At 29.4% G+C, this 13,610-nt stretch carries 11 protein-coding genes; 3 read left to right on the forward strand and 8 right to left on the reverse strand.

All coding sequences use genetic code 11. The annotated features are described in order from the left end of the window. Nucleotides 1-52 precede the first annotated feature (52 nt). The 4 genes from DIS18_RS05160 to rnr form a co-directional block, all read right to left on the reverse strand. Nucleotides 53-2,863 (reverse strand): triple tyrosine motif-containing protein, encoded by a 2,811-nt coding sequence (locus DIS18_RS05160; protein ID WP_245925576.1) that lies wholly within the window; start codon nucleotides 2,861-2,863, stop codon nucleotides 53-55. 147 nt (nucleotides 2,864-3,010) lie between these two features. After that, nucleotides 3,011-3,688 (reverse strand): head GIN domain-containing protein, encoded by a 678-nt coding sequence (locus DIS18_RS05165; RefSeq protein ID WP_109351948.1) that lies wholly within the window; start codon nucleotides 3,686-3,688, stop codon nucleotides 3,011-3,013. A 79-nt stretch (nucleotides 3,689-3,767) separates the two neighbouring features. Beyond that, nucleotides 3,768-4,061, reverse strand: a complete 294-nt coding sequence (locus DIS18_RS05170) for a YbjQ family protein (protein WP_109351949.1) — start codon at nucleotides 4,059-4,061, stop codon at nucleotides 3,768-3,770. Between the two features lie 48 nt (nucleotides 4,062-4,109). Beyond that, complete coding sequence (gene rnr, locus DIS18_RS05175) at nucleotides 4,110-6,308, reverse strand: ribonuclease R (protein WP_109351950.1); 2,199 nt, start codon at nucleotides 6,306-6,308, stop codon at nucleotides 4,110-4,112. 612 nt (nucleotides 6,309-6,920) lie between these two features. Between rnr and rpiB the strand changes: the two genes are divergently transcribed. From rpiB to DIS18_RS05190, 3 genes are read left to right on the forward strand one after another with little or no spacing between them, the layout of a single operon-like run. Beyond that, complete coding sequence (rpiB, locus tag DIS18_RS05180; RefSeq protein ID WP_109351951.1) at nucleotides 6,921-7,355, forward strand: ribose 5-phosphate isomerase B; 435 nt, start codon at nucleotides 6,921-6,923, stop codon at nucleotides 7,353-7,355. Further along, nucleotides 7,356-8,273: a cation diffusion facilitator family transporter gene (locus tag DIS18_RS05185; RefSeq protein ID WP_109351952.1), complete on the forward strand. Its 918-nt coding sequence runs from the start codon at nucleotides 7,356-7,358 to the stop codon at nucleotides 8,271-8,273. It begins immediately after the preceding gene. Nucleotides 8,274-8,276: 3 nt separating this feature from the next. After that, on the forward strand, nucleotides 8,277-8,720 hold the full coding sequence (locus tag DIS18_RS05190) for a GNAT family N-acetyltransferase (RefSeq protein WP_109351953.1): 444 nt from the start codon (nucleotides 8,277-8,279) through the stop codon (nucleotides 8,718-8,720). On the opposite strand, the gene DIS18_RS05195 is transcribed toward DIS18_RS05190, so the two are convergent. From DIS18_RS05195 to DIS18_RS05210, 4 genes are all read right to left on the reverse strand, one after another. After that, nucleotides 8,721-10,127, reverse strand: coding sequence for a T9SS type B sorting domain-containing protein (locus DIS18_RS05195; RefSeq protein ID WP_109351954.1), 1,407 nt, complete (start codon nucleotides 10,125-10,127; stop codon nucleotides 8,721-8,723). A gap of 6 nt (nucleotides 10,128-10,133) precedes the next feature. Next, nucleotides 10,134-11,003 carry an OmpA family protein gene (locus DIS18_RS05200; protein ID WP_109351955.1) on the reverse strand — a complete coding sequence of 290 codons (870 nt, stop codon included), beginning with the start codon at nucleotides 11,001-11,003 and terminating at the stop codon, nucleotides 10,134-10,136. A gap of 110 nt (nucleotides 11,004-11,113) precedes the next feature. Next, nucleotides 11,114-12,748, reverse strand: coding sequence for a S41 family peptidase (locus DIS18_RS05205; protein ID WP_109351956.1), 1,635 nt, complete (start codon nucleotides 12,746-12,748; stop codon nucleotides 11,114-11,116). A gap of 52 nt (nucleotides 12,749-12,800) precedes the next feature. Then, nucleotides 12,801-13,607 carry a DUF4349 domain-containing protein gene (locus tag DIS18_RS05210; RefSeq protein WP_109351957.1) on the reverse strand — a complete coding sequence of 269 codons (807 nt, stop codon included), beginning with the start codon at nucleotides 13,605-13,607 and terminating at the stop codon, nucleotides 12,801-12,803. Nucleotides 13,608-13,610: the final 3 nt, after the last annotated feature.

Genomic DNA, 13,610 nt, shown 5'->3' on the forward strand with positions numbered 1-13,610 from the left:
AATATCTAAATGTTGTGTTAATGTATGGGTAAAAAAAAGAATGTATGGGTTTTTATATTTCCAAAATATAGTCTGATAAGCTTGCTTCGTGGGGTAAATTCATTTTTTTACGGAGTCTGTAGCGTTTAACCTCCACACTTCTAGGGGAGATATTAAGAAGTGGAGCTATCTCTTTTGAAGATAAATTTAATCTTAAATAAGCACAAAGCCTAAGATCATTTGAGGTTAATGTTGGATGTAAACTTTTAATCTTTTTCAAAAAATCCTTATCTGCATTATTAAATGCTTCTTGAAATAAATTCCAATCATCTGTGTTATTAAGGTTTCTATCTATTATTTTTATAACTTGCTTGATGTTACTATTATCACCTATATTTTCAAGTTCTTTTTTGATTGAACTTAAGAATTCATTTTTCTTTATTAAGTTCATTGTAGAAACTCCTAGTTCACGGTTTTTATTTTCTATATCTTCTCTCAGCTTATCATTTCTAAAACGCATTAATTGTTGCTTGTTTTCAAGTTCTCTTAGCTCAAACTCTCGGGTTGTCTTTTGCATTAATCGTTCTCTTTGCTTTTTGTAATATCTTTTATAAATATTATGCATTAATAAAGAGAATAATATAATAGCTAGAATATAAAATACAATAGCTAAATATGAAAGATACCAAGGTCTTTGAATTGTAAAGCTATAGCTGGCAGTATTAGTGGTTATTTGATTACCTACCCGCCCTTTTACTTGAAATGTATAATTACCATAGGGTAGGTTTTTGTAAAAAACAGTACCATTTGTTGTCCAGTTGCTCCATGTATTATACATGCCATCAAGCTTATAGGAGTATTCGGGTTTTAAGGTTTTAAAGTACTCTGATATACTATATGAAATTTGAATATTATTTTCTTTATTCTTGAATTGAGCCTTAGAGTTAAGATCAACCAAACCAATAGAATCATTTTCTACAAGAGTTTTAACCGTAATCTGATTTATATTAATAGAGTGTTCGTGCTCAATTATCTTGTCTAAATTCAAAATAATATAACCTGTTTTAGTTCCTAATAAAAAAGTTTCGTCTTTTAAGTGTGTAATATTTTCATATCCTATAATATCTTTTCTAATATCTATAGGTAAAGCAATATTATTAATTTTCTTTTCACCACTAAGATTAGATTGCGATAAGTAATTTATTCCGTTAGAAGAAAAACTCCATAGTTTATTTGTTTTAATATCTGACACTAATTTTCCAGATGTAAAACTTTCTGTTTTAATTAAATAACTTAAAATAGAATCCTTTACAAAGCGAGAATTAAGAGTGTTAAGTTTAAAAACACCAAAATCATTAGTAAATAAAAGGTTATTGTTATATTTAGTTAAACTTGAATAAAGTTTTTTCTTAATTAAAGTGTCCTCTCTATAAGATACTATTTTTGTTAATTCCTTATCTATTTTTAGTTTAAAAATACCTTTATATTCATGACTCACATATAGTTCTAAGTCATTATAGAACTCAAAATACCTACTAGAAATATTAAAGTTTTTTAGTTTATTTCTCAAGTCCCAACTGTTATCATTAGCTTTTAGAATATACAGCCCATCATAATTACCTTGAATAAGTAAATCTTCATGCCCATTAATATTTTTTATTTGCCAAGTTCCTGGAATAGTAGCAATTTTATCTGCTTTATCCCTATTTATTAAGAATGTTCCTGTGTGGTGTCCACAAAACAACTGATCATTAATTACTTCTAAACACCAAACCTGTCCTTGGGTTCCACTTATAAATTTGAATAGTGAGTTACTATGCAATGGTTTATAGAACAACCCCTGATTGGTACCAAGATAAATTGTGCCTTCAAAAACTTTTGAGGTATATACACTTCCGATAGCACCATTTTTATCATTAAAGATAAGATATGGAGATTTTATATTAATACAATTAATACCGTTGTCTAGACCCAGCCATATATTATCATCCATGTCTTCATGCAATGATAAAATAGTATTATTGCTAAGTCCGTTAGATTGTTTAATTACATTAATAAGTTCTCCATTAGTAGATAGATGAATTATTCCATCAGAAATACAACCAAGCATAAAACTTTTGTCTTTAAGCTGTATAGAACTAAAAACACTAACGGTATTTAATAAGTCGTTTGCGGGAATATCCCATTTGTTTAAACCCTCAGAATCTAACCTATAAAATCCATTATTTTCTGTTAAAATTAATAAACTTCCGTTTTGATTAAATATATTAACAATAGTGTTGTTATTAATAATTGGGTCTTCTGAAACAATATTGTCTCTTCCGTTTTCAATCTTATATAAACCTTTATTAGTGTTTTGAAAATAAAAACTATCATTAACTTTATACAAACGAGAAATGATACTTGTAGAATTAATGACACTATATGCGTTTGTAGATTTATTGTATATATGAATTCTATCTAATGATTGAAAAAGTATCCAATTATCTAGACCAAAAATATTCCAAAACTCTTCATCTTCTAAAAACTCTATGTTAAGCTTTTGAGCAAGAGATGTATAGTTTAAAACACCAAAATTATCTCTTTTCCAATATCCAAAATCATGAAAACTTCCAGTGTAAATTAAGTCATCTATTACCTCAACAGAACGTATTATTGTTTCATTTGGGGATTCGTATAGATTCCATTTTGCTCCGTTATATTCAAGTAAACCTTTGTTATTAGCAGTATATATGTATCGATTACTTGATTGACTAATAGACCAATTTTGAGGCTCTCCTCCATAATCTTTTGGGTTGAAAATACTTATAGGGGGTATTTCTTGTGCATTTAAAATAAAGCAACCAAATACTAATAGATAAACTATGCTTTTAATGCCTTTCACAAAACTTAGGGGTTTGTTAAGTAAGCAATGTAGTAAAAATAGGGCTTAAAAGCAACTGTGTATGGTTTATGTATGGTAATTGATTATATATAAAATTAAAAAGGCGTCATTAAATGACGCCTTTTTAAAATATTATATTTTTTAGGATTATTCATCAATGCGCTTAATGCGCCCTCCTAAAACGCGACTTTCATCAACACGTTCTGGATTTCCATAAATAAATATATCACCGCCTGCTCTTACTTTTGCTGTCACTCTTTTTGATGCATTTATATTAGCTTCTCCAGCAGCTCTTATTGAAATATCTGTGACTTCGGTTTTAAGCTCTTTTCCATCATAATCTCCTCCTGTATAAATAGAAACATCTTGGTTTGTTGCTTTTCCAAGTGCTATAATATCAGCACCTGTAACTGCTCTTATATTAAGATATTTTACATCTAATAGCACATTAATTTTTCCGCCTTCTTGTGCATTTAAATCAATTTCAAACTGTTCTATTTTCTCTTTAGAATGTATATTTGCTCCTTCATTAGCATCTATAACATCAATATTTGTATAATATAATTTTACTTTTGTTTGGCTGCCATCAAACACTTCTCCAAAATTCATTTTAATTTTTAATGTTCCATTTTTATTATTAACCAAAACATCCTTTTTGTTTTTGCCAGTGATTTCAACTTTATTTAAGTCAGATTTAACAAGTTCTACATCTATTAAATCGTAAACTTTTAATTCGCTAAATTCGCCAACTGTTTTTTCTATTGGGTTTTGGGCTAAACATATTGTTGTTATAAAAAGAACTACTACTTTGATAAGGGTTTTCATTTATAATGGGTTTTTGTTTAACACAAAACTATCAAGATTTATACCTTTGTGTGCTTACTTTATGAAAAGATTAAGAGTATTATACAACTTTAACTGCTGTTCCTGTAACAGAGACGAAAAAATAAGCCCCTTGTTCCGTTTCTATATCTAACTTTATACCTAAAACAGCATTTGCTTTAAGTTTAATAGCATTTGCTTTTAACTTTTGAAAGGCTTCTTCTTTAGCTTTATTCATAGTATCTTCAAACATCGCTTTGTTTTTTTCGGCTTTAAACGAAAAGGTTGCTTTAGTTGCATTTGAAACACCTGTTACGATACCTAAATAATCTTGAATTTTATGACCTTCAATAGAGTTTGTTGTTGTTAAAATCATGGTTACTTGTTTACTATTAGTATTGTAAATATTTATATTGTTACATAATTAATTTTCTGGTTTTCCTATCAAATTAAAATCCAAATGCTTCTTAACTAAATCGGTGTTTTTAACTTTTACGATAACTTCATCTCCTAGTTGATAAATCAATCCGTTGCTTCTACCAACCATAGCGTATAAATCTTGATCGAAAGCATAATGATCGTCTTTCATATCACGAACGCTTACCATACCTTCACATTTGTTTGAAATGATTTCTACATAAATACCCCAATCCGTTACACCAGAAATAACGCCAACAAATTCCTGATCTTTATGATCTTCCATAAAGCGTATTTGCATGTATTTTATAGAATCACGTTCAGCTTTTGTTGCTAAATTTTCCATGTTACTGGAGTGATTGCATTTATCTTCGTATGCTTCTTCATTAGCAGATTTTCCACCATCTAAATAATGCTGTAATAAACGATGCGCCATGACATCTGGATAACGACGAATTGGTGAAGTGAAATGGCTATAGTAATCGAACGCTAAACCGTAATGCCCAATATTATGCGTGGTATATTCAGCTTTACTCATACTTCTTATGGTAAGCGTATCTACAAGATTTTGCTCTTTTTTACCATTTACTTCTTGTAATAAGTTATTTAGTGATGCAGTAGTGCTCTTTCTATCTTTAAAATTGAGTTTATACCCAAAACGACTCACTACATTTTGTAATGACGCTAATTTGCTTTCGTCTGGTTCATCATGCACCCGGTAAACAAACGTCTTTTTCGGGTTTTGTTTTCCTATAAATTCTGATACTTTTCGGTTTGCTAACAGCATGAATTCTTCAATAAGCTTATTAGCATCTTTACTGGTTTTAAAGAATACGCCAACAGGATTTGCTTCTTCATCTAGATTGAATTTTACTTCAACTTTATCAAAAGAAATTGCGCCATCTCTCATACGTTGTCCGCGCATAATTTTAGCTAATTCATCCATTTTTAAAATGGCATCTGCTAATTTTTGATCGGTTTGATATGTTTTTCCTGTTAATGAAACTTCTTCAGGAATCGTGTTTGTTTTTGATTCTATAACCGCTTGTGCTTCTTCATAAGCATAACGTGCATCACTATACGTTACAGTTCTTCCAAACCACTCTTTTTTAATTTCTGCTTTATCATTTATTTGAAATACCGCGGAAAATGTATATTTCTCCTCGTGTGGACGTAAAGAACAAGCGTTATTAGATAATACTTCTGGAAGCATAGGAACTACTCTATCAACTAAATACACAGATGTCGCACGCTCGTAAGCTTCATCATCTAAAACAGTACCTTCTTGTAAATAGTGTGATACATCAGCAATGTGAATTCCTATTTCATACAAGCCAATATCTAATACTTCAAAAGACAAGGCATCATCAAAATCTTTAGCATCTTTTGGGTCTATGGTAAAGGTTAAATCTTTACGCATATCGCGTCTGTTTGCTATTTCTTTTTCTGTTATTGATGTGTCTATTTGGTTTGCAAATGCTTCAACTTCGTGAGGGAATTCTAATGGTAACCCGTACTCAGCTAAAATGGCGTGAATCTCTGTGTTGTGCTCTCCTGGTTTTCCAAGTACTTCAAGCACTTTACCATAAGGTGAATCTGCTTTTTCTGGCCAATCTTCAAGTTTTACTAACACTTTATCGCCATCTTCTGCGTTATTGGTTTTATTAATAGGCACAAAAATGTCTTTATACATTTTATTGGTATCTGGAACTACAAAAGCAAAATTTTTATTATTCTGCATTTGAATTACACCAACATATTCCGATTTAGCGCGCTTTATAATATTTGTAATTTCGCCTTCTATCTTACCACGTCTTCTTCGTTTGTAGGCGTAAAATTCTACTTCATCGCCATTTAATGCTTTATTAATATTATTTGAAGCTATAAATACATCGTCTTCAAAATCATCACAAATAATATACCCATTGCCTTTTGCTGCAAGATCTAAAATTCCAATATGATATTCGGTATTTACAATGGCTTTAAATTTGCCACGTTCTACTTGCTCAATCTCTTGTTTTGCAGCAAGTTTAGCTAAGGTTTTTATAATTTGGTTTCTGCTACTAGCATCGTTAACACCTAATTTAGCAGCTATTTGTTTGTAGTTAAAACTTTGGTTTCTTTCTTTTTTTAATATACTTAAGATTGTATTTGTAAGGTTGGAAATACCATTCTTTTTGGATTTCCCTTTTCTTTTTTTACTCATTTAATTTTTGTAATCATTATCATTTCCTAAGGTATAGGAAATTTTATTATTTAATAGCATTGTACACGTGAAGAAATTGCTATTTATTTTACAAAGCTACAATTAATTATTTTAATCAAAATTTTTTCTTTAAAACCTAAGTTATCCACATTATATACTATATAATAATTTTTCTTTTAAAATTTAAAAAAATAAATGATGGTTATTATAGCTTGTGAATAGCGGTATAACTTTTTTAAATTTTATTTTGATATATATCTTATTGAATATTGTTGATACGAAATGAACATGTTTTAAATATATAACTTGTTTAAATTGAAGCCTTTTATAAATTCTATTAACAATTGTTAGAAACTGCTATTAACAAGGATTTTTAATAAGTATTGTAGATAATAAGACTTATAACTATACCTTTTAGTGCTTATAAATTAACTAAAAATTTACATTAACTTATTTGCATGTTAATTATATGTTATGGGTTGAAAAAATAATCGGATTCTCCTAATTTTATTTTTAGAAACTAATCAACAGTTATTAACAACTAATGAATATACTAATACACATTGTTTATAATTACTACCTTTGTAAAAGGATACAATTATAATTAAAAACATGACAATTTCAATAGGAAACGACCACGCAGGTACAGAGTATAAATTTGCTATAAAACAGTTTTTAGAAGATAAAGGTTATATGGTAAATAACTATGGAACAGATGCAAATGATAGTGTAGATTATCCAGATTTTGTTCATCCAGTTGCTCAAGATGTAGAAAATAACAAAGTAGATTTAGGTATTTTAATTTGTGGAAGCGCAAATGGTGTAGCAATGACAGCTAATAAATACCAAAAAGTAAGAGCTGGTTTATGTTGGACTAAAGAAATTGTGGAGTTAATAAGACAACATAATAACGCTAATATTTTATGTATTCCTGCGCGCTATACAGCAATTCCTCAAGCTATTCAAATGGTAGAAACTTTTTTAAATACTGAGTTTGAAGGTGGTCGTCATCAAAACCGAGTTGATAAAATCCCGTTATCTTGTTAAATGGGGCACCATCATGGTTATAATCATTCGCATGATCATGGCGACTTAAAAGGTCGCAACCTTATTATATCTATTTTATTAAACATTCTTATTACAGTTGCACAAGTTGTAGGTGGTTTGTTGTCTGGAAGCTTAGCACTTTTAAGTGATGCACTACATAACTTTAGTGATGTAGTCTCCCTCATTATTAGTTATATTGCTAATAATTTATCAAAAAAGAAAGCTTCTTTTCAAAAAACATTTGGTTATAAACGTGCTGAAATTTTAGCAGCGTTTATTAATGCAGCCACTTTAATGATAGTTGCTGTTTTATTGATTATTGAAGCTGTAGAGCGTTTTCAAAACCCACAAAAAATTGAATCTAATTTAGTAATATGGTTATCTATTGTTGCTATTTTAGGTAATGGTTTTAGCGTGCTTTTACTAAAAAAGGATTCTGAAGCTAATATGAATATGAAAAGTGCATATCTCCATTTATTAACAGATATGATGGCAAGTGTTGCTGTTTTAATTGGCGGGCTATTAATGAAATATTACGCAATTTATTGGGTAGATAGTGTGCTTACTTTTGCCATTGCGTTGTACTTAATTTGGATGGGTTTTGATTTATTAAAAAATTCTACCAAAGTACTAATGTTATTTACACCAGATACCATTCCTATAAAAAAGATAGTTGAAGAAATAAATGCTTTTTCATCTATTAAAAATGTGCATCATGTCCATGTATGGCAATTAAACGAAGAAGAAATTCATTTAGAAGCTCATATTGATTTTAATGAAGATATTACACTATCTAAATTCGATGAAATTTTACACGAAATAGAAGCATTAGTATTTGATAAATATGACATAAACCATGTGAATATTCAACCAGAATTTGGAAAAGATGATGCAAAAGAAGTTATAGTTCAAGATTAAAATATGTTAGAAATTAAAGTTAAATCTTTCGAAGAACTCACAAAAAAAGAGCTGTATAATTTACTTCAATTAAGAAGTGAAGTTTTTGTGGTAGAGCAAGATTGTGTATATCAAGACATTGATTATAAAGACCAAAAAGCTTTACATGTTTTAGGGTTTAAAAAAGAAAAAATTGTGGCTTATACACGTATTTTCAAACCAGGAGATTATTTTGAATTAGCCAGTATTGGTAGAGTAGTAGTGCAAAAAAAAGAAAGAGCTTATAAGTATGGTTATGCTATTATGGACGCTTCCGCGGAAGCGATAAAAGTGCATTTTAAGACATCAACTATAAAAATTTCAGCACAAGTTTATTTAAAAAAATTCTATAATAATTTAGGGTTTAAAGAAACAGGAAAAGAATATTTAGAAGATGATATTCCACATATTGCAATGGTTAGAAATTAATCAACGTTTTAACGCAAAGTAACCACGTAAAACCTTTTTTGAGTTTAAAACAATTTCATACCAATAACTTCCACTACTTAAAAATTCTCCATTAAAAGTACCATCCCAACTAGATGCACTATTTGGTAAAAATTTTATAAGCTTTCCGTGTCTGTTAAAAATGGAAATATTATTTACCAAATTCAATCTATCATAAACTTGCCAAACGTCATTAGCGCCATCGTTATTTGGTGTAAAATATTTAGGGATAAAATAATCTTCATTACTTATTGTTACATTAAAACTACTTTCATTATTATCACATGTGGTTTCGTTGTATATATAAATAGTTTGCGAAGTAGTAATTATATCTCCAGAGTTTAGTTGCGTTCCTAAACCACCAGATTCAGTAAAATAGTTACCGTTGTTTAATGAAGGTAAAGTAAAACTGGTTCCAATAATATTTGGTAAATTATCTATAGGAACAAAACCACTACACTCACTATTAAATTCAACATAATTAGTAAAAGTATTTGGTACCCATGTAGAATGATTTCCGTTTACATTATCAACTATTACACAATTTAAATCAGGATTAGTGTCAAAATTAACGGCTACAAAGTTGTTATTATTTCCATTCTTAAGGTTTAAAAAACATAATCGGTTATTACTAGAATTTAAATCAGTTAAGTTTGTGTTTTGTGTAAAATCAAGAGCAGTAATTTGATTACTATAACAATACAAAAAAGCTAAACGACTGTTATCTTCTGTGTTTAAGTTAGTTATTAGGTTTTGTTCACAAGACAGGAAAGAAAGGTTCGTATTGAAGCTAATGTCTAGATTAGATAACAGATTGTTTCCACATTGTAATCTATTTAAACCTGTGTTGTTAGAAATATCTAAACTAGATATTTGATTTTGTTCACAAATAAAAACATTTAAACTTGAAAGAGCAGAAGTATCTAAAGTAGTTAGTTGGTTGTTTTCACATCTTAAAGAAATTAAACCTGGGTTTTGAGTAACATTTAAGCTTGTTAATTGGTTATTAAAACACCATAAACGCACTAAATTAGAAAGACTGGTAAGGTTTAAATTACTTATTTGGTTAATACCACAATACAATTCAATTAAGTTAGTGTTTTGAGAAACATTAAGTGTTAATAGTTGATTATCAGAACAATCTAAGTTTAATAAACCTAAAAAATCTTCAATACCAGTTAAGTCAGAAATATTTCTTGCAGAAACATCTAAATCTGTTATACCATTTATGTTAGCAGTTGGAACATTATCATCTAAAGGAAGGCTATCATAACCTAAATCAATCAGTGCTTGTTCAAAATTATCATCAGGAATAAATGTGTTTTGGCACAAACAGTTAAAAGAAATAAAACAGAATCCTATAATTGTTAACTTAGTTTTAGAACACATCGAAGTTTATTTAGCTTGATCACCAACGTAGGTAATAAGAATTTCTACGCGTCTATCAAATTTAGGATCACCACCTAAAGGAAATTTTCTTCGTAAACCCACATGACGCATACGTTTTTTATCAATGCCTTTTTTTATAAAATAATTATAAACGTATTCTGCTCTAGCTTCAGATAAGTTGCGTTTTTTAGTTTTTCTATTAACAGCGTCTCTTGTAAATTGTGTACAACACACATGCCCTTGTATGGTAAAGTAAATATCATCACGCTCTAGAAGCGCTTCAGCAATTGATTCAAGTATTTTTTTAGAATCAGGAGTTACGGTAGGATACCCTGTTTTAAATAAGATGTTTTTAAATAAAATTTTATCGCCTTTAGCTCCATCTTTTATAAGTTCTAATGTGTTTTTTTCTTTTGGTTTAGTTATTTTTTGAGTGGTATCAATTACTTTTTTTATTATAGGTTTAGGTGGCTTCGGTTTTACTATAATTTCAACTTTTCTATTTAAACCTCTTATTTTTAAAAGATTTTTTTCTTCAACAATTTTCAGAAGGATTTCTCCTTTACCATCCACATTAGTAATTAATGTTTCACTAATTTCATTGTTAGCAAAAATAGCTTTAATAGCCTCTGCGCGTTGTTGAGATAGCATTAAGTTATAAGAATCTGCACCCCTATCATCACAAAAACCAAATATTGAAATAGATTCAATATCTATATCGCTTAATGTAGAAATAAATAATAGTAAACGGTTTTTTTCTGTGCTTGGAACATCGTATTTGTCTGTATCAAAATAAACCTCTTGTGTTAATTCTTTTTGAGAAAAAGCATAAACACTGCTGAAAACAATCAATATTAATACTAATAATTTATTCATTGTAGGGCTTTGAATAGATGATAAATATACAGTTTTTAATCTAAAATCATGCCAGAAGCCAATATGTATGCGGTTTTCTGGTTAATTTAAGGACCACAAAAACAGCATATTTATTTTAAATATCCTTGATAAGTAGTTGGGTTGCTAAGTATTTCTGTTGCTTTTTTTATTTCAGTATCATGCACTTCTAAGTATTCGTATAAGCCTTCTCTATATACATAGCGTTTTACAATATCTTCAGTTAATAATTCTAATAAATAGTCTTTATTTTCATCTATTATTTTAGTTTTTGAAGCATTTAAATTAGAAATTAATGTGTTATAATCGCTTTCAATATTGTCATTAAGCTCTTCTTTTTTTGATGTTTCAAAAGCTTTTTTTAGCGCTTTTTCAGTGTCGGTTACAAAAGAAAAATTATTTGCTTTCAAGTAGTTTTTAAAATCTAAAAAATCACTATCTGAAAGCTTTAAGGTGTTAATATCAGCAAACGTATGATTGTAATAATAATTAGTAGCAAAGTCAAAAATTAAATCATTATTAACAATAGCTGTTGTTATTGGAGAGTTTTTTGAAGCACCAACACGAACATCAGGAAACACACCACCACCATCAAAAACTCTTCGGCCGTTTTTGGTTTTAAATTCATTATAATTTTCTTGTTTTACACGTACAGCTTCCCCTTTTTCATTTCTATTCCAATAATCTAAAGATTGAATACATCGTCCTGAAGGCGTGTAATACCTTGAGATTGTAATTTTTACTTGAGTACCATAAGTTAAAAGCTTTGGACGTTGTACTAAACCTTTTCCAAAACTTCTAGAGCCAACAATTACAGCACGATCAAGATCTTGAAGTGCACCAGACACAATTTCGCTTGCTGATGCACTACTGCCATCCAATAAAACTACTAATGGGATTTCGGTATCAATAGGATCATTGGGCGTCATATATGTCCGATTGTATTTTTTAACTTTTGATTTTGTGGTAACCACTAATTGCCCTTTTGGAACAAAAAGGTTAACAATTTTAATGGCCTCATTAACCAAGCCACCAGGATTTCCTCGTAAATCTAAAATAATACGTTCTGCACCTTGAGCCTTTAAATCGCGTAATGCGTAATTTGTTTCTGCATGAGCTTTCCTACTAAACCTACTTAAAACGATGTATCCTGTTTTATTATCAATTAATGAGAAATGTGGCACTGCTTTAATTTCAACTTCAGCACGTTTTATTGTAGCTGTTTGCGTTTTTCCTTGGCGTTTATAGGTTACTTCAACGGAAGAGTCAGAAGCACCTCTTAACAAATCACCACCATAATCATCATAATCTTCAACTAGAATCTTACCTACTTTTATAATTTCATCACCAGCTTTTAAACCCGCTTTATCTGCTGGGTAATCTTTGTATGGCTCAATAACAACCAATTTATCTTTTAATGTTTTTATTCTAGCTCCAATACCGGTATAATCTCCAGTGTTATTTATTCTAGCGGCTTCAACATCCTGTTCGTTCATAAAGTTGGTGTATGGATCTAAATCAGCCAACATACTTTTTATGGCAGTATCCATTAAGTCCCCAGGATTGGTTTCATCTACATAATTCATGTTTAATTCTTTAAACAATGTGGTGAAGATTTCTATTTGTTTCGCAACTTCAAAAAAATTATTTTTAAAAGCTGTTGTTGAAAAGAAGACAACACATGCTAAAATTGGAATGATGATTTTCTTTTTTAGTAAGTTTTTCATATGATATTTTTAAACACCCCTAAAGTCCCCTCAAGGAGACAATAAAAAGGAATTATTTTTTACTTTTTTTAATCCATTTTTTAATAAAGTAACCACCAATAAAAAGGATGATTATAAAAGGCCAGATATGTAATAAGCCTAAGAAAAATATAGAAATACCATTAAAACCCGCTTTTATAGCATTCCACATTTTTGTGCTATATGATTTGGTAACTGGCGCTTCCGAGGTTAATTTATAAAACTCAATATCAAGCGTACTTAAAGAGACTTTATTTTGAAGATATTTTAATCGCCCTTGTTTGGCTTCTATTTCTTCTCTAATATTAGAAAGTTCGCGCTCTATTTCAAGCATTTCCTTAACGTTTTTGGCTTTAGAAAGTAATTCTAAATAGCGTTTTTCTAAAGTTAGTTTTGCTTTTAATCGCGCTTCTAAATCAATAAATTCTTCTGTTACATCTTTTGCTGAAATACGCTTAGTGTCAAAATAATCTACATTTTTACTTACTGCATCCAACGTGTTTTGGAAGTTATTAGTAGGAATTCTAACAATTATATGCCTTGTAATGGTGTTATATGATTTGTTAGAATTATCATCTTTTATAAAGCCTTTGTTATCTTGAATGGCTTTTTTAATTTGAAGATAGGTTTTATCTAAATCATCAGTTTCAAATTTTAGATATGAGGTTTTAATGATTTTTTGAGTAGAAGTTTCAGGCGAATAAACCTTACTACTTAAAAGTGAGGTTTCTTCATAAACTATTTCTGAGTCTTCGTAAGCTTCTGAATCATAGTTTTCATCCTTTGGAGATGAACACATCAAAGGCAACATCAATATTAATATATAAGACAATAATTTCATAAG

This window comes from Algibacter marinivivus (genome assembly GCF_003143755.1).
Taxonomy (GTDB): Bacteria; Bacteroidota; Bacteroidia; order Flavobacteriales; family Flavobacteriaceae; genus Algibacter_B; species Algibacter_B marinivivus.

What these genes read in the sequence shown, in the direction of transcription:
- DIS18_RS05200 (WP_109351955.1), bottom strand. Translation starts at nt 11,003, where the DNA reads ATGAATAAATTATTAGTATTAATATTGATTGTTTTCAGCAGTGTTTAT.
- DIS18_RS05195 (WP_109351954.1), bottom strand. Translation starts at nt 10,127, where the DNA reads ATGTGTTCTAAAACTAAGTTAACAATTATAGGATTCTGTTTTATTTCT.
- rpiB (WP_109351951.1), top strand. Translation starts at nt 6,921, where the DNA reads ATGACAATTTCAATAGGAAACGACCACGCAGGTACAGAGTATAAATTT.
- DIS18_RS05185 (WP_109351952.1), top strand. Translation starts at nt 7,356, where the DNA reads ATGGGGCACCATCATGGTTATAATCATTCGCATGATCATGGCGACTTA.
- DIS18_RS05210 (WP_109351957.1), bottom strand. Translation starts at nt 13,607, where the DNA reads ATGAAATTATTGTCTTATATATTAATATTGATGTTGCCTTTGATGTGT.
- DIS18_RS05190 (WP_109351953.1), top strand. Translation starts at nt 8,277, where the DNA reads ATGTTAGAAATTAAAGTTAAATCTTTCGAAGAACTCACAAAAAAAGAG.
- DIS18_RS05170 (WP_109351949.1), bottom strand. Translation starts at nt 4,061, where the DNA reads ATGATTTTAACAACAACAAACTCTATTGAAGGTCATAAAATTCAAGAT.
- DIS18_RS05205 (WP_109351956.1), bottom strand. Translation starts at nt 12,748, where the DNA reads ATGAAAAACTTACTAAAAAAGAAAATCATCATTCCAATTTTAGCATGT.
- rnr (WP_109351950.1), bottom strand. Translation starts at nt 6,308, where the DNA reads ATGAGTAAAAAAAGAAAAGGGAAATCCAAAAAGAATGGTATTTCCAAC.
- DIS18_RS05165 (WP_109351948.1), bottom strand. Translation starts at nt 3,688, where the DNA reads ATGAAAACCCTTATCAAAGTAGTAGTTCTTTTTATAACAACAATATGT.